Below are 21,475 nucleotides of genomic sequence, written 5' to 3' on the forward strand. Positions count from 1 at the left end.
ATGTGTAGTGTGTCATATTTAGTAATAATGATAGTTATATAGTAAAAACTCCTAGTCACCTAGGAGTTATTGTATAAGCATCTCACTCTTTACAATCAAATCTAATTATAAAATATCCTTTTATACAAAACAAACGAACTTTATGTGAACAAGTAGAGCGTAATTAAAATATGTTGCACTTTTGTATTACGCAATCCATACTAATTGTTATAACATTTAAAGGTGGTGCAATAGATTGATAGTTCTTGAAACTGAACGACTCACTCTTCGTTGGCTCGATATAAAAGATGCTCCGTTTATTCTTGAATTAGTAAACGATCCTGCATGGATTCAGTTTATTGGCGATAAAGGGGTTAGAAACTTAGAAGACGCAAAAAATTATATCGTAAACGGACCAGTCGATATGTATAACAAACTCGGATTTGGCCTTTACTTAGTAGAAAGAAAAGAAGACCTCACGCCACTTGGCATGTGCGGTCTTATTAAAAGAGATTCATTAGAAGATGTTGATATCGGCTTTGCCTTTTTAGAAAAATTCCGTTCAAAAGGATATGGCCACGAGTCTGCTTCTGCGGTAATCGAATACGGTGTACAAAAATTTGGACTGAAACGAATTGTAGCAATTACTTCAATAGATAACACCGCCTCAGGAAAGCTTTTAGAAAAAGTAGGATTGCAGTTCGAAAAGATAATTTCAGACTCAGGAGAAGATTTAAAATTATTCGGGTATAACGTATAATACTTAAGACGCAATTCATTGAACCTCTTCCTATAACTGAAGGTTTTGGCAAGGAAAAGAACAGCCAATTACTTAAAAAGTATTTCTGGCATTTGTTCCACGAGCAGACAACCAAAATGGTGTCCTATATTTTATTGCAAGAATTCCTAAATCTCCCCAAAATTCATTTTAAATTTATAATGAGTGAGTTCATTTGCATATAAAAAAGACAGGGATAATTAGAATATTACTTCATTGAAAAAAACAAAAAGGAACCCTTTACGGATTCCTTTTTGTTTTTCACTCTTTTTCAAACAGTGCATTTTTGCACCTAACTTTAGTATAACCTATAATTTCTATAAAATAAATATGATTTATTATTATGTCCAGGAATTATTTTAAGCCACTAGATACTGCTGTCCAGAATTGTTTATTCTCCTGTCCTATTGCATAAACGGAAACCCCTGCAAGATTCTTTGTGATTGTATAGTGAGTTTTTTGTTTAATACTTGTTTCATCCTCATACCAAACTTCATGCTTATGATTATTTTTATCCGTATACGTAAACACCATCGAACCAGACGCTCCATCACGACGCGGTTTTGCATTTGTTTTTTGAATAAGTTCATTTGTGTCCTTCCAAGCAAGCATTTTGCTATTACTTTTATCACTCAAATCCCAATCATTTCCGTATGCAGGGATACCCATAATAATTTTTTTATTATCTACCACTCTAGTAGTGTAATTTAGATTTTCTTCTAACCATGGCTTACTAATAGTAGATCCTGGTTGACTCCATGTACCATGTTCATCGTAAGTCATTACTTGAAGAAAATCTACATTTTCACCTAATTGAGCATAATCAAATGGCCATGTCCATGTATTCTCACGATCATCCTCATTCTTGGCAGGAACCGATACCATAACAGAATGACCTGAACCATGGAATTTTTTTGATGTCTCTTTTACAAAAGTAGTAAGTAAGTCCCGATCTTCTGACTTAATATTTTCTAAATCAATATTTACGCCATCATACTTATATTTAACAACTATATTATATATTTGATTTATTAATTTTGTTCTTTTCCCTGAATTAGAAAGAACGTTATGAGCTAAATTCTCGTCAAAGTAATTAATATCATTATTAAAGTTAGATAAAGCTGCATAAATTTTTATTTTATTTTTTTGCGAATAGGACAATACTTCTTTAGGTGCTTCCCCTTGCACAGTACCATCTGCATAAAAGAAAAAGTTATCTGTTGATACTTGATTCATTGCTGGTTGTGTTACCTTTAGAGAATCAGTGGATGTACCATATAAGGTATACCCGAGAACAATAGGTTGTTCTGTGCTATCGGCAGAAACTAACATAGTATTGTATGCTAGAATTGCAGATAGGCTGAAAGCGATTATGTACGGTTTTAACTTCATTTTTCTATCTCTCCTTTTTTGAGTAATATATATTCACGAATATAAATCTGATTATCTTTATAAAAAGATTATATAGATACAATATAAATTACTCTATAGTAAATTACCTCAACTGAAAAATTCTCTCCCTTCATCACTCCAAGTGTTTACACCGTGTAAACACCACAAACAAATAGTAACCCTAAGTATTTTTAATGTCAACACTCATTTTTATTGTGTGCAATAGACAATACTAAAAATTCTAGACCAGATATATAATCTTGCTTAAAATTAAGAATTTCACAAAAAGATAGTTACAACGTGTTAACACACATATATAATTCAAATCGCTAGGGTATTTACACGATGTTAATACCTTTATCCTCTCTAAAAATGATAGTTTGTACACTATACAAAAGCTCTAAGGAACTTGTTGAATGAAAAAATTCAGGAAATAACAAACATTACTTAGCAAGTACTTTCAGTTTAAAAGAAGGTATAGTTTTTACATTAGTAAATACAGACGCAGCTGAGAATTTGAACACTAAAACGAACATACGCACAAAAACCAAAATCACAAACTCGTTACTAAATAAGCAATTTGTTTAGTAAGGTAATAATATAAACTGATACTATATGTTTTTATATAACCTGATTACCATATGACTAATATTGATTTGTAATTTATTTCATATTAAAATGGTGAGTAATATTAATAAATAAAAACTATTTACAATATGGAGTGCAAATTAATGGTCTCAACACGGAAACAAGAATTAGAACAGATGCGTAATGCTAGAAGAATACAAATTTTAGATGTTGCATTGGAGTTGGCCTTAGAAAAGGGATTAATGGATATCACTATTGTGGATATCGTTAATAAAGCAAAAATTAGTAGAGTTACCCTTTACAAATACTATAAATCCATTCATGAAATTTTATTTAATATTCAAATCCGAATCTTAACAGAGTTACTAGAAGCTGAAAAAGAAGAAGTACAAAACGGAACTAACGCTTTCGAAAAGATGGAATCTATGTTTAAATTTATTAGTCATCAATATCAAACAAACTCCTCCCAATTCCGCTTCATAGGCTTGTTTGATCAATTGTATTCTAAATCGTATCCTACACCAGAGTTAGAAGAAAAATATACATCTATTACAGGGCAAGCTTTATTCACATTACAAGAATTAATCGAAGAAGGAATACAAGATGGTTCATTCCGTAAAGATATAGATCCTCGATTACTTGCCTTAACCATTACCCATATCTTATTGGGTACCTTATATCGAATGGCTACGAGAAGTGATGTGTATGAAAAAGAAAGTATTGACTGCTCTGATGAACTGTTACAAACTTTAATTAACTTTTTAATTACTTCTGTTTCTCACAGATAACTATCTAGGCTTCTTCACATTTAGAAAAGCTATTTATATTTTAGGTTGAAGGTCTAACTAATTATCTATTGATAAATAAGTATAAAAAAGAAGTTCTACTCAATATAGATAGAACTTCTTTTCACTTTACTTCACATATACGGAGTTCTCACTTATTCATTCCACATCGTGTTTAAAAACATGAGAAACTCATCTTCATTTACAGGTTTACTGTAATAATAGCCCTGAATTAGATAGCATGCATTTTGTTGTAACACTGTTAACTGTCCCTTCGTTTCCACCCCTTCTGCTATCACTTTCATATTTAAAGTATGCGCTAGTGAAATAATGGTTTGTATAATTTCATCTCCATCAGTAGAAGTTTCGATCCTATTAACAAATTCTCTCGGAATTTTCAAAGTATCAATTGGATACAGTGGCAGATACGCTAATGAAGAATAACCTGTACCAAAATCGTCAATTGATAAATGTACACCATATGATTTTAATGCTTTTAACTTCGATAAAGTTTCTTTTTCATCTACCATTGCTATTCGCTCTGTTAATTCCAAATCAATAGAACTAGCAGGTACTCCTATTTCTTCTATGGTCGATATAATTATTTGGACAAAGTCTTTCTGTTCAAACTCTATAGCTGATAAATTTATCCCCATCTTTAGATTTGAATAGCCCGCAGAATGCCATTCTTTCAGCTGTCGACACGCTTTCTGTAATGTCCATTTCCCAATTGAAATAATCTGCGACGTTTCTTCTGCGATAGGTATAAACTCAAAAGGAGAAATCAGCCCGAGCTCTGGATGTTGCCAACGTAGTAAAGCCTCTGAACCAATAACCTTACCTGCCTTACTATCAATCTGTGGTTGATACAATAAAAACAACTCATTATTTTCAATTGCATTTGGTAAATCCTGTTCTAATCGTAATCGACGGGTTATTTTTCGAGATAATGTCTCGTCATACATACAAACAGCATTGTTACCTTTTTCCTTTGCACTATACATAGCAATATCAGCATGTTGTAAAAGTGTAGTAGTATTTATTCCTCCAAACGGATACACTGCTATTCCTATACTAAGAGATAAGTAAAAACTATGCTGATTTACTACAAATGATTCTTCAGTTATACGAAATAAAGTTTCACACAAATCCAATAGCTGTTGCTCTGTTTGGTTATGGATAATGATCGCAAACTCATCTCCCCCTATTCTTGCTAGAGGAATAGTCGGTGACAGACATGTCCTAAAACGGTTGGCAACTTCTTTTAAAACCCTGTCACCAATCGAATGACCCAGTGTATCATTAATAGTCTTAAAGCGATTCAAATCAATATACAAGAGCCCAAGCTTATCCTGTGTTTTTTGTGCACGCTTAATAGATTTTTCTAATTCTTGCTGGAAGAATATACGATTTCCAATCTCCGTCACCGTATCATGGAATGCAAGATAATTTATCTCATCCTGCTGTTGTTTCATCCTCGTTATGTCTTTTACCATTACATAACTCCCAAAGGTTTGTCCTTCTATCATAATAGGAACTATAGTGACATACCAAAAGAGTATATCCTTCTCATTGTTATTTTTCACACGTAACTGTAACGAAGATGAACTACATCGTTTTCCTTTCTTTATAGCCGATTCCAATTCAGATTTATCCTCATCTAAAAAAATAGAGAAGCACTCTTTCCCTATTAATACAGCACTGTCTTTTCCTAATAACATACTTCCAGCCTGGTTTATATTTAATACGGTACCATTTGAATCAATCGTTAATATAGGATCCGGATGATACTCATATAGTGACTTAAATCTCTCTTGATTTTTTACCAAATCATTAGATTTGTTTATTAAATCCATTGTTCTTTGAGATACTGTTTGTTCTAATTGATTATTAAACACTTTTAATGTTTCAGTTAAATCTTTGTTTTGCATTCGTACGATTGTATGACGAATCAGTACAAATACAAAAGCAATACAATTTCCCATAATCAGTGTAGATGAAGAAGTTTGCTCTTTCAAAGTAAAGCCAATTAAAACTGTAACTGCAAGATAAGGGAAAATGACAAGAATTTTCTTTCCAAATGTCGGATTAATAATAAAATAATTTCTTTTAGAAGATGCATTCTTTGGAATTGTAGCAGCAATAGCGATAAATAATAGGAAAACTCTATACAAACACCTTAATAATATAACTGAACGATCTGATAAATCGTCTTGTAAATAAAAATACAAGTAGTCCGTAATAGCCAATCCGGTTAATACTAGGATAAAAATAAACAATTTACTTTTTGTATTGAAAATAGCTGGTCGAAAGATTAGGGTAACTCCAAGTAATAGAAGCAATAAATCTAAAATCGGAAAAATAAATGAGAGAAAAACATCTCCAATTGATAAAAATAAGATATTTGCAGAAGGTTTATTAAATAGGTACCACTCTAATGTAAAAATAGCAGTAACAACAATACATAAATCACAAAGTAAATACGCTTTCTCCCACTTGTTACATTCCATCATGATTTTATAAAAGAACGCAAAGAGAAAGAAGAATAAGAAAAACAACAAAAATACATCAGAGATATTAAAATTTTGTATTGGCAATTCCACATTAAGTACTTGAAAAGCGGATATGAAATTCCCTATCAAGAAACACCCTATTGCAATAATAATGCAAACCCAGAATACTTCTAACTTAATTTTTCTAGCTAATATAGAATACAGTAATGAGATAAACACAGTAGTTTCAATGACTAAAGATGATAGTCGGATATTAAAATCTGATACGAAATAATGATTGGGAAAAACAAATAAAAATATAAAGCAAAAGCTTATATAAGCTATTAAAGCCAATATCAATACATAAAATTGCACATATGCATGTTTACGCAATGGACTCACCTTCTTGAGTTTTTTCTATACTTTTATTAAAAAATGTCTTGATAGTGGCACAACTCCTACTAATTAAAATGTGTGCCACCTATTATCCATATTATGACCTTTTTAAAAGATTTCTTTCTACATACAACAGTCTTGTTAATTTTTTGTATATGTTTACAATTTTTAATACCGAGGATTCCAAAAAGGATAAGTTGAAAAATGTAGTTTTTTAAGTGTTTGTGCATAGTAAATTTGGATGGTACAACTTAACTACTCTTTAAATATGAGATAGAATATAATCCTCTATTGGATTATATTTAGTTGCTAACTATCACACTTAAAAGAAATGAAAATATACTATCATTAACATGGAAATTCGAATTAATTTACGAAACTAACTGTAACTATTATAGTTACAACCAAGATTGATGTCAATTTCAAATCTCTCCCCTTTTAATGGACAAAAGGCATGAAATATTGAACAATAATACGATATTTATAAAAAGAAGGTAATGTTTTATTTCCTTACTCAAAGAATTATAAATGATTTAGGATTAGGTGAAGCTGATTCTGATATTGCATCTCAAAAAAGAATGTTACTCTAAAAATAGAATTATGAAAGGAATGATGGATGAATAATGATTAACTAATTTATATTTTAAGTTGAATTTTATAACTTCAAACTACAAAATATAGGGTTAGTCTATCCATTTTTAAAATTCAGTTCATACTTTATTTGTCATGATTCAAATAATTAATAAGTACTTATTAATTATAGACGAAAGACTAATCCTTCCGATTACAAATTGGGGGATTTTTTTATTCCCGTTTTATGTTAGTTGAAACTTATTAATTGTTACATACACCTAACAAATAAAGGAGCGAAAAAAATGAGTACTTCAGACACTATTATTACACATGTAATGCTCTATATAAGTCGTTAATATCCATCAAACTTATATAGAGGAATTAAAAAATGGATGGATGTTCCTCCTTTATATGAAACGTTTCGATATATAAAGGAGGAATTATTATATCAATGATAAAAGTCCAAGACTTAACTTTTTCATACCCACGTAGCTTTGATACTATTTTTGAAGGTGTAAACTTCCAAATAGATACGGATTGGAAACTGAGATTTATCGGTAGAAACGGACGAGGTAAAACGACATTCTTTAATTTATTGTTAGGGAATTATGAGTATAGTGGGAAAATCCTTGCTTCGGTAGAATTCAATTACTTCCCCTATCCTGTTGCAGATAAGAACAAACTTACTCATGAAATCCTTGAAGAAATTTGTCCCCAAACAGAAGATTGGGAATTTCTACGTGAAATATTCTATAAAAAGCTCATTTATATATATGGGACGAACCACTAAATTTTATAGATATCTATTCGCGTATGCAGATTGAAGAGCTTATTCAACAATTTAATCCCACAATGGTTATTGTTGAGCATGATAAGGTATTTCAACAAACAGTTGCAACAAAAACTATATCTATGTAGCTCAAAGCGAACACTTGAAAATATAATCAGTACATCGAATCATTAACTGAAAAATACTTTGATAAAATGATGAAAAAGGCCTAGTTTCTCTATAATACATTGAGAAACTAGGCCTTTTAATAAGAAAAGTAGGATTCTTAAACATTAAATACAGTTTAACTTTTCAATTCTATTTTCACAGATTCATATATTCTTCTAAAGTCAGGTTTTTCTTATATATATTTTCAGCAATATGTCCTACATAGCGAATATGCCAAGGTTCATATGCATAACCTGTAATACTTTCCTTCCCCTTAGAATAACGAATGATAAATCCTGCACGATGCGCATTTTCTTTCAACCATTTGCCTTCCTTCGTGTTCGCAAACGCTAGCTCTAGTTCATTATTTGCACTTTTAGATGAAACGTCCATCGTTAATCCTGTTTGATGTTCACTATGTCCAGGCTTTGCCGAGAAACGATCCGTATGCTCTTGTCCTTTCCTTTTAACATTGTTGGCATACAGAGTTTTTTGATATTCATAGGAACGAAACCCTGAAACAGCATTCAACTGGATCCCCTCTTGCTTAGCTAGAAGGAATAACTTTTCTAGCGCTTCAGCTGCTTCTTTACGCAGATAACTCTTTTCTACCGTTCCACTAAATGAGAATGGTACATTCGGTACTACTAAATCCTTTGGCTTATAGTCTTCGGGCAATCCATATTCCTTATTTACTACAGCCTGTATACTAGCAAAAGAACTTGCTATCTTATTTGAAGTCCCATTTTGCTTACTATTATTCTCATTATTTATGGAGTTTTCACGAGTTTCATAATTTGTCTTTTCTGGTTCTTTACCAATAGATTGATTGGTGTAAACGATAAAGACACCTAGTATCACAATCATACAAGTGAAAATCCCTACTAATTTAATTCTCATTATTCATTTCCTTCCTAACACGCTTACTGTTTCTCGTTCATCATACTTGAACCATATCAAATCCATATTAATTTGACGTGAACTTTTCTTCATACAGTATTCCTTACTAAAATGACAGTATATCTTCCTATTTCTTTGCCACTCTTAAGATTCCAATATATAAAATCCATTCTATTCCTACATATAGAAAAACAATCTGAAAATTTGTATAATAAGATGAAAAGTGTAGCATTCTATTATAGAAAGGTCTTGGTATGATGCTAGGTATTCATGTAAAAAAAACAAAGGAAGAGTTAATTATTTCATGGCAGTTGGCGAAGGTTACGATTCCATTAGGTGATGTGATTGAGGTTACCGAAGATTCTACCTATGCTGGCGTTGAAGAATCAAATGTGATTCGTATTGGAACAGCATATGGTACAACGGATCGTATTTTAATTAAAACGGTAAAACAAAATTATGTATTATTTACTACGAATAAATTTTCGATTTTAAATGCTATTCACGCTTAAAATCGAATGTCCAAACTGACTCAAACAAAATCCGAGTTAAGTTCAAAAATGAAAGGTCTTCTAATTATTAGAAGACCTTCTTTGTAAAAATGATATAGTTATTATGCGTTTCTACGTTTGATAAATAATACAGTTCCAAGAGCTAATAATAAAAGGCCAACGCCCATTGAGATCCACATGGATAAATCTCCACCTGTAACTGGTAATATTCCTGATTTTAATGTCTTTTCTGCTTTTTGTTGTTCTGGTGTTGGAATGCTTTTATCTGGATGCGGCTGATCTGGTTTTGGTTGATTAGGTTTTACTTCTTTAAATTTCACTGTTTGCCCCTTATCTTCGATGTCAACATGTATAGCTACCAAGACATTATCTTGATACAATTCTTCAAACACTACCACTTCTTTACCTTGTAATGCAGAAGCATTAAATGTGAAATCTAGTGTGATAGAACCATTTTTTTCTTTTGCTGTAAATTTAGATTCTACTGTTACTTCTTTACCATCAACTACTAATGGTTTTTTTGTTGCTTTATCCATTAGTTTGCCTTTTACAACGTACTCTTTACCTACGATTAAGTCTTTGTATTCCACTTTATCTTGGATTGTTACAGATTTAGAAGCATCTAACTCTTTAGAACCATCAGCTTTGTTTGTAGCTGTCGTTTTAATAGAAGGCTCTACAAATCGAACTGTTTGACCTACATCGTTAATGTCAGCGTGAGTTGCTATTACTTGACCTTCATGTAACAAGTCTTCAAACACGACTACTTCTCTTCCTTGCTGCTCAGCACCAACGAAAGTAAAGTCTAATGTTACAAAACCATTCTTTTCTTTTGCAATAAATTTAGTCTCAGCTGTTACTTCTTTACCACCAATTAATAATGGTTCGTTAATAGCATTGTTCATTAATTTTCCTTTTACAGTGTACTCTTTACCAACAACTAAGTTAGTATACTCCACTTTATCTTGGATAGTGATAGCATCCTTTGCATGAATCTCTTTTCCACCATCAGCTTTGTTTGTAGCAGTTGTTTTTACTAATGGCTTAACGAACTTAACTGTTTGACCTTTATCATTGATATCAGTATGTGTCGTAACAACTTTTCCGTCTTTCAGTAACTCTTCGAATACTACTACTTCCTTTTCTTCTAAACCAGTTGCATCAAAAGTGAAATCTAGTGTGATAGATCCGTTTGCTTCTTTTGATGTAAACTTAGTTTCAGCAGTTACTTCTTTACCATTTACAACTAATGGTTTATTAGTCTTTTTATCCATTAATTTACCTTTTAAAGTGTACTCTTTACCTACTTGTAGGTCTTTGTATTCCACTTTATCTTGGATTGTTACAGACTTAGAAGTGTGCATTTCTTTTGTGTCATCTGTTTTATCAGTAGCTGTTGTTTTTATTGAAGGAATCTTTTCATCTTTGACAATATGTTTAATGATTTGACCATTCTCTTTGATCTCAAAAGAGAACGTTTCTTCATTCAATACATAACCTTTTGGTGCAACAGTTTCTTTATATGTGTATTTTCCAAATGGTAACTTTTCAAACTTCGCGATACCTTTATCGTCTGTTTTTCCTTTTACTACTTCTTTTCCTGCTTCATTATAAATAGTAAACTCTGCATTTGGAAGTTTGTTGTTTCCATCAGCTACATCAACTTTTGTAATTTCTAGATCACCTTTGATAAGATGATTAACTGCTAATAACTCAATAATTTTCCCATGTTCCTTTATTTCGAACACAATTGGTTCTTTAATAAGAACATAACCATTTGGAGAAGCCTTTTCTACAAATGAATATTTACCATATGCTAAATTTTTGACGTTAACTTCACCATTTTTATCTGTCTTATATTCACCAATAACTTTCCCACTTGCATCTTTTAACTCGAATACTGCACCTTCTAATTTTTTGCTGATATCTTCATTATCTACTTTAAGTAATTTTACATTACCTTTTACTTCGGTATTTTCCACTGTAAAAGTAAGTGTTTTATTGTGCTCTTTAATTTCAAAAGGATACTTTGTTTTATTTTCAATATATCCATTAAGTGTTTTTGTCTCTAAGAAATAATACTTACCATACGTAAGACCTTCAACGTTTGCAATTCCATTTTCTTTTGTTACTACTTTTTTCACTTCTTTTCCATCTTCAGTGAAGACTGTGAATTCAACATTTGGTAAAACCTTTCCTGAATCACTAAGTTTTTTAATTTCGATGTTACCTTTTACTTTATTGTTTACTACTTGAACAGCTCCTGTTTCCCCTGTTTTAACTTCAATAGTTTGTGGTTTATCACCTGAAACATAACCTGTTGGTGCTTTAATTTCTTTTACTGTATATGTACCAATTTGTAGGTTATTTAATTCTGCAGTACCATCAGCACCAGTCGTGATTTTTCCAACTGATTCATTATTTGCATTAAAGACTTCAAATACTGCACCAGCTAGAACTTCCCCATTTTCTCCAACCTTTTTAATTTTTAAAGAACCAGTTGCTTCCCAATTTACTGCAAGATCACCACTAAGCTTTTCTTCATTTCTTTCTAATAATACTGTAGCATTCTGAACAGTATCCGTGCCGCGGTAAGCAATTGCTTGAACTTTAGTTAAATTAGCAGCAACACTTAAATTAAATTCACCTGTTTTTGTGTTCTTAGGAATTTGGATACGGAATTTTTCCCCAACTGAAAGCTGATCTCTCACTTCACCATTTTCACTAACAATTTTAACTCCATTAGGGGCATTTTTCGCTACTACCTTATAAGAACCACTCTTAGCATTTGTTTGTACTGTGTATAGGTTTGTTTCAAAGAACTCACCCTTTAATTCTGCTTTTTGCTTTTCAGCAGGAATCACATTCATAAAAATATCTTGCGTCTCTTCACTATTATTAGCATTACTAATAATAGCCTTAGCTGCTTTTTCAACATTTTTATTCTCATGTTTTAATTCATTTACATCAAGTTGTCCTAATGCATTCCAGACCGCAAGCTGAGTTGCATAATGCGCTTCATTTTTATTAGCTACTCCCAGCTGTTCAGTACTTTTTTGTGGGAAACCATTTAATAAGACCTTATATACTACATTATCTGTTTTCCCCATTTCAGGAAGATCTTCACCATTTGGTGATTTTAATCCAAGAGTTAAGCAATAAGCAATTTGACCACTTGAATTTTTAATAATTTCAGTTCGAATGTACTTACCTAGACTATTACTATAACTCCAGTCCATTGAATATTTTTCATGCGTCATAACTTCTGCACTAGCCCTTGGTAAAAACACATTAAGGAATAATGCCAGTACTGATAATAATGTAAAAACTCTTATAATAACTCTCTTACTCAATTCTGAAACCTCCCTAAAATAAATTTATCTGAGTATATATCGCAATATCTAAAACATTCACGAGCAACCCGATTATCATTATAAAACAACAAATTACAAATATTAAACAAAATTGGCTAAATAGTCATAAAATTTACACATTTTAATATTTTTCAAGTTTTTAAATGAGTTTACTATATACAGATTCCAAAACACGACTGCAATTAACCAGATAAATATGTATGTTAAATATGTAACTAGTAGTTCTTTTGTTCAAGTTAGTAATCTTCTATTTTATCCAACCATTACTGTAAGAAAATCCACCCAATTGCTTTTACCTAATAAATAAAAAAAGGCATCAAAAGTTTCGCTTTGTAATCATATATTTTGGCATATTTAATTATCTTTAAAAGAGGCCACTATTTAAATTACTAGTTTACTTCTTTCCATTTTATTTATAAATATGTACAATTTGTTCAACAAAAAAAGTTCCCTATTTTATATGAGGAAACTTTTTACGTAGTATGAACCTAAAAACCTAAAATCCCTATAATCTGGCGGGCCTTAGCATTATCAATATAATAATGCATCTCTAATCCTCGTCTTTCTGCACGGAGTACGGTTCCCTTTAATTTTGATAGATGCTGTGAAACAGTGGATTGCGGGAGTTTTAATATTTTCGTTAACTGTGTAACATTACACATTTTATGGTGCATTAATTCATTTACAATTTGTAATCGAACGGGATGTGCCATTACCTTTAATACATCTACATCTTCTTCACTGATTTTAACTCGATTTCTATTAGATAGTAATGTTGTCATTTCACATTCTCCTTTATTATTTATTTCTATTTTCCTATTATCCTTATAAGTAGTACTTATAGATGATTACCATTTGTCCTGTTGAGAAAATATATTCTCTTTATTAAATAAAAAAAAGACCCCTATCCTGAAAAACAGTAATTACTACTTCATTGAATTAATGTCCTCTAATTTTCAGCCAAACTATATTTTAGAAAGATTATTTCATAGTCTATTACATGATTTTGAGCAAGGTTTAACATACTTTGTTAAGCGAAAAATCTATAAGAAATCTTCCTTCATTTCGCCTTATACAACTTATACTATTTATTTCTCAACACAAATAAACGAAATTAAATTCCCAATAACGATACCTTCAGCTGTTAATTCTCATTCCTTTGTGAAAGTCCCTCTCTTTAATAACAGGGACTTTTAACTTTCCCCAATTAAAAAATAGCCTTTTCATTTCATTTTCTTGTTACCTCGAATAATATGTACCCCTCTTTTAATCTATTAATTCCTTATTACACTCCTCCATTTAGATATAAGGGGAACTTTTCATTCAAAGAATAAATTATGCAACATTGCATTTGATAACCATTTTCATTGTAACTATAATGATTACAGGTTTGCTATTAATCCAAATATTCTACATGGAGGTTTTATTATGTTCAAAAAAATTATTGTATCTTCTATGGCGCTTACTATGTTCGGTGGAGCTACAACTATGCTAGAGGCACCTACTGCTCAAGCAGCTTCTTATAACTCAACATCATCCTCTTACTTTGATGTCACTCCTGAAGAGGCCGCGGCTTTCTATCAATCTCAAGACTATAAAAAATTAAAAGTATTTATGGATGACTTTGAAGCTAGAAATCCTTATACTCCTGGTGGGGGCTACGCTCAAGGTAGTGTACGTATGCAAAAATTCAACGATGCTCTTAGAAATGCTAAATTAACAAATGTCTACCAAGAATTTATTAGAATCTCATACTACAATCATTATCCAGAACCAAAATAATAACAACGAATAAAATATTTATTATTTCTATAACTTAGCCTAATTTTAAATGTATAGCCTAAAAATAATGATTAGAAACCACTCCTATAAGAGTGGTTTTTCTATTTCCCAATATAATTTAGCTGCATGTTAAGTCACCTTTATTTTGAAATCTTTCATAATGGATATTCTCTCGTTTACACAAACTAGTAGATTAGCGAAGAAAATATCAAAATGTCTTTATAAGTGGTTGGAAGTAATTCTTTTCTGTTTCATAACAAAAAACGAGCACCCTCTCACAATTACATAAGGATGCTCGTTTTTACTTTTATGGGGGACTCTCGGGTCAATATCATCTCTTTCCAGAAGGTAAAAATTAAATCAGCTCATAAACAAGTTTTTTTAAATTTAATTCATAGATCTTACTGCAACTTGGAATTGTCCCTTAGAACCATCATCATTTGAAACGTAAATTTTATATGTTCCAATCGGTAATGGAGATAAAGCATTCCGTACATTTGTAACATTAATTTGTTGTTCTCCAGGTTTTATATAACCACCAACAATTAACTCCGTATTTGGGCCTTTTACACTATACCCCATTGTATTTTGGCCATTATTTTTCATAAAGAAGCTTAAATCAGTACTCCCATTATATACAAAAGAAGTGACAGCCTCTCCACTATAATCCATTGTTTGAGTTAATAATATGTCTGCAGGAACGTGTTCAACTATATTAATTGCATCATTCGTTTTGTGCACTTCTTCAGCATAAGTATTATTCCCTAACACACCAAGTGTTAATGCCGAAATCACTCCACAACTAAGCACTAGTTTATTTAACTTCATTTTAAGTTCCCCCTTGATGTTTGTATTCTATTACCATCATACATTCTTTTTTAAGTGCGTTTTTATGTAATAATTCATATCCTTAAATATACATATAATAACTTTACGTATTAATATTTATTGAGTAACTCACATAGATAAAGCTACAGTATTATGTTTTATAAAAAAGAACATGTTAATTTCAAAGGTTTTTTCACACAAAATGTATACGATTCATTACCACAATACTCGAGTGAACAGTGTTTTCATTTCATATAAATTATATGAATAAAAAAATTTTAAATTTTCACTTTGTAATTCGGTAAATTCCATGTTAATATAACGAAAGCTACAAAACAATGGTCGTCATATATATTGTTTTCACAGAATATTCACACTCAGAAACCCATTATTTTACCAGTAATTCAATCCCAATTTTATCTATACAAAAGTTATTTTCTAATTTCATATGTACATAAATTCAAGTAGATTTTTTATCTATTATTTTTTCTATCTTCCTCATCAATTCTAATACGAGTAATATAATAACATTTTTTCAAGTACCCTTCCTTTTTTAGATAGAAAGTCTACTAATACTAAACATCTAGGTCCAACTTATACATAATCCTACTTACAAACTATCGGAGATGCAAAACTATGGGAATTTCTACTCTCTTATTAAATACCTTTATTATAATAATTTGTATCCTTAGCTATCACGTATTTTGGCTAGAATTTAGAGAAAAAATAACATGTAATAATATGTTAATTTCTACTCTCTCCTCTATTGCTATTATTTTTTGTATGACTTTTCCTTTTCATTTACATGCTGGCTTTATTTATGATTTACGTTTTATTCCTATCATATTAGTTTTTCTGTATGGAAATACAAAAAACATTGTTCTTATAGGAATTTTATATCTTTCTTATCGCTTTTACTTAGGTGGAAATGGCGTTCTTCCATCATTTATTATCTTTACAATTATTTCTGGTATAACAATGCTCTTCCGTTACTTATTACCTATGCATTTTAAAGAAAAAAAGATATTATTAAGCTTACTCCTTATTTTAGTATGTACAGCTTCACTTTCTATCTGCGGTATTGTAACTCAAATAAATACAGGAGGTAAAATAGACGCTACTCTCATAGAATTTTTATTAAATTATATAATCATTAATATTTTCACATTATTATTATCAGTTTATTTAATAGAGGGAATGATTGAGAAATATAAAATGAAAGAAAAACTGCAACGGGCTGAAAAATTTTATATAGCTAGCGAACTAGCGGCGTCAATTGCACACGAAATCCACAATCCACTAACCACGGTTCATGGATTCACTCAATTATTAAATGAAAAACATGCCTCTAAGCTATCTCAGGATCAGTACTTAGAAATCATGTTAATTGAAATGCAGCAAATACAATCTACTATCAATAACTATTTATCTTTAACCAAACCAAAGAACACCCTAAAAGAGAAAATAGATATTAATTACATATTAAATCAGGTGAAAGAAACTATTTCACCACTCGCTCTATCATACAAAGTTGACATAAAACAAAATAGTACAGATTCCTTTTATATAAATGGGGACCCCGAAAAATTCAGACTCTGTCTAAACAACATCATACAAAACGGAATTGAGGCTATGAAAAATGGTGGAGTATTACAAATAAATATACAAAAAATAAAAGGTAATATTATAGTTGATATTATTGATTCAGGTGTTGGAATGTCATCTCAACAAATAAAACGAATTGCTTTGCCGTTTTATTCAACAACAGAAAAAGGGACTGGACTTGGTACTATGATTGCTTACAGTATTATTAAAGAATTAAACGGAGATATAGAGATAGAGAGTGAATTAGGTAAAGGGACACGCTTTTCTATTAGTATCCCCTGCTAATGTAATGAAAGTTATTTAGATGATAAAAATTTTCTACTTAACTTTTTAAATAAATGAATTTTAAAAATCCCGCTACCTTACGTATCAATTATCTTACTTTCAAATAATAAGGATCAGAGTTTATCTGTAAAAACAGATAAACTCTGATCCTTTAATTAAACGTACTTAAAATTCACTACTTTTCTTACATTTTGATGAACTAATAATTTATCGATTTCATCTCATTTACTGTTCAGATTTGTTTAATTTAAATATAAGATCTCTCGACACTTAATCTGTTAATGCCATTAGAGTCATTGTCTACAGTTGTTTTTTCATTAAAAGCATAGATCTTTTTGCTATTCATCGAAAAAACAATTTCCCTTTTACTACTTCACTTCTACCGTATAATTCCCTGTTCCCCCACCATACTGATACACATGTAAATAATATTTCCCTGGATACGTATAGTAGCTACCTACTAGTTGATTTCCTTGTTGCTGGGCATACGTAACATAATTATTTAAATCTGCTTCTGAATAAAGAACCCAGTTTACTCCAATATTATTTTCTTTCGTTACATTGATTTGAAGGTTTTTAGCTGTTTCTACATTTATTTCAAAGAAATCACTTGTATCACCATTTCCTAAACTAGCACGTAAAATTTGATTCAACTGCAGTTTATTTGCGGTTTGGAATGAATTGTTTGGCTCTTTTTCTACACTGTTATCTTCTTTCTTTTTAACTGTCACACTCGTTGTAGCAGTATTAGTTGCTCCCTTATCGTCTGTTACTGTTAATTTCGCTGTATATGTTCCTTCTTTTGTATAAATGTGCGTTGAGTTTTGTTCATTACTTACAGTACCGTCTCCAAACTCCCATTTATAAGAAGCGATTTTTCCATCTTCATCTTTTGAACCATCGCTTTTAAAAGAGATTGCTTCGTTCACATTTCCGCTATACGGACCATTTATAACTGCGACCGGCGCTTTATTCACAGCTCCTTCTTCTGTATTCATACCATGGAACACAACGTCATACTCAAATTGTCCTGATGCATTCACACGATAATTCACAAAATAAGCTGTTACTGTTTTATAGCCTGTCCATTCTTTTGTACTTAAACGTTTTAACGTATCATTCACCTTTTGTGTAATTGTTTTCCAGTCTTCATATTCTCCTTTTGCAGCAGTACCTGTATATGTTCCTTGTAGTGTAAATGTATTAAAGAACTGTGATTTATTTTTCTTTACAGATACATTTTTTACATTTGCTTCCGCCGTAATTTCTGCTGCAATATCTGAAACTGGTTTCGATGCGTGCCTTGCTAAATAATCCTCTGATACTAACGGAACATTATATTTATCACGATTATCAACTAACATTTGCATATAGTCTTGATACTCTTTATTTAAATTCGTATCTTTACTTAACGCAGAGCGATATGCATCATATGCTGTCACATCATTTTTCCTAATAAGATCATGAACTTTATCAAACATATCATACCTCTTATTGTACATGTACGATTGTAAAGCGAAGGAATAATTATAGAAATCCCACGTTCCATACTTTGCATTTAACGTTCGCTCGGCCGTATAACGCTCTGCTGGATTTGAAGATAATCCTCCTATAATGCTCTTTCTCGGTACAACATTATCCGTTCTCGTTGCTCCTGCAAAAAATTCAGCATTTCCTTCTTCAAACCAAGATAATCTTTCATTTTCATACATCTTACCTTGTCCCCATAGTCCTGGCACTTCATATCTACCTTGTAAATAATGCGTGAACTCATGTCGGAATAACTCTTCTAAACTATAAATACTTTCTTGTGGTGTACGTTCATAAGTAAAGAATGTACCTGTTCCTTCTATATAAAGACCACCATTATTCGTTTCATACCCGTACAATTGACGATTAAATTGATATTCTGCTGGACTATTATAAATAACCATCGTCAATACATCATCTGGATTCCCTTTTTCTAATGGCTGGTCACTTTCAACGGTACGATGGAATTGTGCCTTCACTTCTTTCGCTGCCCAATATAGACGTTTTACTTTTTCCTCAGTCACTTTATCTCCAGCTTTTAAAACAATTGCACCATCATCAAACGTATACGTTTTCGGTAAATATTTTTTCTTACCATCTTCTCGTATTTGATCTAAATTAACCATATTTCCATTTGCATCTTTTCCGCCATAATTTGTCGCGATTTGCTCAGCTGCTACGAAATATTGCTCCCCTAAGTACGGGTATATATTCATCGCATCTGTTACAACTTGTAACCCTTTCGTCCCTGTACTATGGAACGTACCGAGTCTACCTGTATAATAAATGCCATTGTTAATAAGCCATCCGTTTTTCGCTGTAATCGTTCCCATTAATGCAAAACGACTTAGCTCATTAATATAACTATCTATTTTCTGATACCATACTGTATCTTTCGGTACTTTTCTCGTATCGTACAAATATGATTGAATATCGTAATCCACACCTTGCATAATATCGTAAATCGCATTTCCAGCTGAAAGATTATCTACCAATGTAGAAAAACTATCATTATATTGTTTAAAAATCTTCGCAGCCGATGTTATCGTTTCCACATCACTCGAAGCGTTTCCTATTAATTTTCCGTATGATGATACAACTCTATTTTGTTCTAATGTACCGAGCTTAAAATTCGGGTTGCTCGCAATCGTTTTTAATGCAGGTAAGCATTTATCATGATAGCTTCGTTCATTCAGTTTACTTAATTCTGTATTATAAAATCCTAAATAAAACCCGGATCGCAATACCTCTACTAATGTCTCAATCCCTTTTGAATCATCTTGCGTATAAGTTTGCCCTTGCTGCTTTAATTTATCAATAATCGCCTGCATCCTACTATCATTTTGATAGAATGCTAGACTGTCTTTATTAAACTGAAATAACCCCGTAATTTGCTCCCAGTCGATTGTTACAAGTAAATCTACTAATTGCTGATTGCTTAATTGATTTAATTCAGCAATTGTATAAGTTTTCGCTACAGCTAATTGTTTACTTTCTTTTTTGACTTCTGGCGGTCTTTGCGATAAATCAGCAAATTGTAGCCTTTTTTCAAAAGACTTATTTTCTAGCACTTTTGATGAATGAGCTAATTCTTGCACTGGCAATTGTACACCAACTGGCTCCATTTTGAGCACATTTCGATAAGAAACTTGCTCTTCCTTAGTATTTTCCGCCGATATGCTCCCTTGAAAACTCCCTAACAGTAAACTAGCAAAACTTACCCCTACTAAAACTTTTTTTGAATAGCCTTTCATACTCTCCCCTACCTTACATTTTTTAGTTTCCTACACTAATATCTTACTATTCTGACTTTTTGTTCTGTATTGAGAAAAAATAAGGTAACGTTCACATATGTATCCATTCATAGTAAAATTAACGCTTGACTCTCCATGCGATTTGTGTCAAAAAAGGATAGATAATAGCGAAATTTCTGCTACATCTAACCTCTTTTTCAACGCTATGAATTTAACTTTACAAATGTTATTTCTGGTAATGTTTGTATATATTGAATGAATGCATTCTTTTCTTCAGGTGATATATTTTTCAGCTGCATTCCTACCTTATAAACTACACCTGTATCTTGCTGTAAAGATTCCACTTCATATGAAAGTATTGGAATACCTTTCATATGAAGCTTCTCTAATATTTGTTGTATCGTTTCATGTTTATTCATACAAATTTGCACTGCTATATTTTGCGGAAATAAAAATCGCACTTTAAAAATACGACTTACAATCTCTAACCCAATTAAAACGAGAATCGTAGCTCCAATCCCTACTACATACATACCCGCTCCAATTGCTAATCCAATTCCTGCTGTAGCCCATAAACCAGCCGCTGTCGTTAATCCTTTCACTACCTGTTTTTGAATAATAATTGTACCTGCACCTAAAAAACCTACTCCACTAACAACTTGCGCTGCAATACGACTTGGATCAAGGGACATATGATTTTCAAACATAATATCTGAAAAGGCATATTTCGAAACAACCATTAGTAAAGCGCTCCCTACCGCTACGAGGAAATGAGTCTTTAATCCAGCTTCTTTTGATCGAATTTCCCTTTCAATACCAATCATTGCTCCTAATAAACCAGCAATACCAATTCGTAAAATAAAATCAATATGTAAGCTCACGAACACTTCCCCCTTTCATTCATTATAGATGGATAAAACAAAAATTATCACACACATCCATTTATCGATATAAAAACATTCCATCAAAATTCACTTACTATTCC

At 31.5% G+C, this 21,475-nt stretch carries 14 protein-coding genes; 6 read left to right on the top strand and 8 right to left on the bottom strand.

What is annotated here, in order from left to right:
* The first annotated feature begins 235 nt into the window (after positions 1-235).
* Positions 236-739, top strand: coding sequence for a GNAT family N-acetyltransferase (locus tag BTOYO_RS03645; protein WP_000636222.1), 504 nt, complete (start codon positions 236-238; stop codon positions 737-739).
* A gap of 372 nt (positions 740-1,111) precedes the next feature.
* Here BTOYO_RS03645 and BTOYO_RS03650 read toward each other — a convergent pair whose 3' ends face one another.
* Entirely contained in the window at positions 1,112-2,149 is a 1,038-nt protein-coding gene (locus tag BTOYO_RS03650) for a glycosyl hydrolase family 18 protein (RefSeq protein ID WP_000769450.1), read from the bottom strand.
* Between the two features lie 731 nt (positions 2,150-2,880).
* On the opposite strand from BTOYO_RS03650, the gene BTOYO_RS03655 reads away from it, so the two are divergent.
* Positions 2,881-3,525: a TetR/AcrR family transcriptional regulator gene (locus BTOYO_RS03655; protein WP_000255295.1), complete on the top strand. Its 645-nt coding sequence runs from the start codon at positions 2,881-2,883 to the stop codon at positions 3,523-3,525.
* Positions 3,526-3,677: 152 nt separating this feature from the next.
* Here BTOYO_RS03655 and BTOYO_RS03660 read toward each other — a convergent pair whose 3' ends face one another.
* A complete protein-coding gene (locus BTOYO_RS03660) occupies positions 3,678-6,407 on the bottom strand; it encodes a sensor domain-containing protein (protein WP_001225484.1) in 2,730 nt (909 codons plus the stop codon).
* A 1,027-nt stretch (positions 6,408-7,434) separates the two neighbouring features.
* On the opposite strand from BTOYO_RS03660, the gene BTOYO_RS03665 reads away from it, so the two are divergent.
* A complete protein-coding gene (locus BTOYO_RS03665; protein ID WP_002093494.1) occupies positions 7,435-7,773 on the top strand; it encodes an ATP-binding cassette domain-containing protein in 339 nt (112 codons plus the stop codon).
* A gap of 303 nt (positions 7,774-8,076) precedes the next feature.
* Here BTOYO_RS03665 and BTOYO_RS03670 read toward each other — a convergent pair whose 3' ends face one another.
* Positions 8,077-8,820 carry a M15 family metallopeptidase gene (locus tag BTOYO_RS03670; protein WP_001220648.1) on the bottom strand — a complete coding sequence of 248 codons (744 nt, stop codon included), beginning with the start codon at positions 8,818-8,820 and terminating at the stop codon, positions 8,077-8,079.
* 257 nt (positions 8,821-9,077) lie between these two features.
* Between BTOYO_RS03670 and BTOYO_RS03675 the strand changes: the two genes are divergently transcribed.
* A complete protein-coding gene (locus BTOYO_RS03675) occupies positions 9,078-9,332 on the top strand; it encodes a SunI/YnzG family protein (RefSeq protein ID WP_002093492.1) in 255 nt (84 codons plus the stop codon).
* 101 nt (positions 9,333-9,433) lie between these two features.
* Here BTOYO_RS03675 and BTOYO_RS03680 read toward each other — a convergent pair whose 3' ends face one another.
* Positions 9,434-12,685: a VaFE repeat-containing surface-anchored protein gene (locus tag BTOYO_RS03680; protein ID WP_000044811.1), complete on the bottom strand. Its 3,252-nt coding sequence runs from the start codon at positions 12,683-12,685 to the stop codon at positions 9,434-9,436.
* Between the two features lie 509 nt (positions 12,686-13,194).
* On the bottom strand, positions 13,195-13,488 hold the full coding sequence (locus tag BTOYO_RS03685) for an ArsR/SmtB family transcription factor (protein WP_000209596.1): 294 nt from the start codon (positions 13,486-13,488) through the stop codon (positions 13,195-13,197).
* 646 nt (positions 13,489-14,134) lie between these two features.
* On the opposite strand from BTOYO_RS03685, the gene BTOYO_RS03690 reads away from it, so the two are divergent.
* Positions 14,135-14,488 (top strand): hypothetical protein, encoded by a 354-nt coding sequence (locus tag BTOYO_RS03690; protein WP_000473492.1) that lies wholly within the window; start codon positions 14,135-14,137, stop codon positions 14,486-14,488.
* Between the two features lie 387 nt (positions 14,489-14,875).
* Here the strand turns inward: BTOYO_RS03690 and BTOYO_RS03695 are convergent, their stop codons facing one another.
* Positions 14,876-15,316 (bottom strand): hypothetical protein, encoded by a 441-nt coding sequence (locus tag BTOYO_RS03695; RefSeq protein ID WP_000773514.1) that lies wholly within the window; start codon positions 15,314-15,316, stop codon positions 14,876-14,878.
* A gap of 636 nt (positions 15,317-15,952) precedes the next feature.
* Between BTOYO_RS03695 and BTOYO_RS03700 the strand changes: the two genes are divergently transcribed.
* Positions 15,953-17,206 carry an ATP-binding protein gene (locus BTOYO_RS03700; protein ID WP_000513030.1) on the top strand — a complete coding sequence of 418 codons (1,254 nt, stop codon included), beginning with the start codon at positions 15,953-15,955 and terminating at the stop codon, positions 17,204-17,206.
* A gap of 368 nt (positions 17,207-17,574) precedes the next feature.
* Here the strand turns inward: BTOYO_RS03700 and colA are convergent, their stop codons facing one another.
* Together colA and BTOYO_RS03710 are read right to left on the bottom strand one after the other, a co-directional pair.
* Entirely contained in the window at positions 17,575-20,490 is a 2,916-nt protein-coding gene (gene colA / locus BTOYO_RS03705; protein WP_000679544.1) for a collagenase ColA, read from the bottom strand.
* Between the two features lie 203 nt (positions 20,491-20,693).
* On the bottom strand, positions 20,694-21,371 hold the full coding sequence (locus BTOYO_RS03710) for an MgtC/SapB family protein (protein ID WP_000052098.1): 678 nt from the start codon (positions 21,369-21,371) through the stop codon (positions 20,694-20,696).
* Positions 21,372-21,475: the final 104 nt, after the last annotated feature.

Source organism: Bacillus toyonensis BCT-7112 (genome assembly GCF_000496285.1).
Taxonomy (GTDB): domain Bacteria; phylum Bacillota; class Bacilli; order Bacillales; family Bacillaceae_G; genus Bacillus_A; species Bacillus_A toyonensis.

Excerpts from the sequence above, each read along its gene's own strand:
- colA (WP_000679544.1), bottom strand. The coding sequence starts at position 20,490 with ATGAAAGGCTATTCAAAAAAAGTTTTAGTAGGGGTAAGTTTTGCTAGT.
- BTOYO_RS03700 (WP_000513030.1), top strand. The coding sequence starts at position 15,953 with ATGGGAATTTCTACTCTCTTATTAAATACCTTTATTATAATAATTTGT.
- BTOYO_RS03685 (WP_000209596.1), bottom strand. The coding sequence starts at position 13,488 with ATGACAACATTACTATCTAATAGAAATCGAGTTAAAATCAGTGAAGAA.
- BTOYO_RS03655 (WP_000255295.1), top strand. The coding sequence starts at position 2,881 with ATGGTCTCAACACGGAAACAAGAATTAGAACAGATGCGTAATGCTAGA.
- BTOYO_RS03690 (WP_000473492.1), top strand. The coding sequence starts at position 14,135 with ATGTTCAAAAAAATTATTGTATCTTCTATGGCGCTTACTATGTTCGGT.
- BTOYO_RS03665 (WP_002093494.1), top strand. The coding sequence starts at position 7,435 with ATGATAAAAGTCCAAGACTTAACTTTTTCATACCCACGTAGCTTTGAT.
- BTOYO_RS03695 (WP_000773514.1), bottom strand. The coding sequence starts at position 15,316 with ATGAAGTTAAATAAACTAGTGCTTAGTTGTGGAGTGATTTCGGCATTA.
- BTOYO_RS03670 (WP_001220648.1), bottom strand. The coding sequence starts at position 8,820 with ATGAGAATTAAATTAGTAGGGATTTTCACTTGTATGATTGTGATACTA.
- BTOYO_RS03675 (WP_002093492.1), top strand. The coding sequence starts at position 9,078 with ATGCTAGGTATTCATGTAAAAAAAACAAAGGAAGAGTTAATTATTTCA.
- BTOYO_RS03650 (WP_000769450.1), bottom strand. The coding sequence starts at position 2,149 with ATGAAGTTAAAACCGTACATAATCGCTTTCAGCCTATCTGCAATTCTA.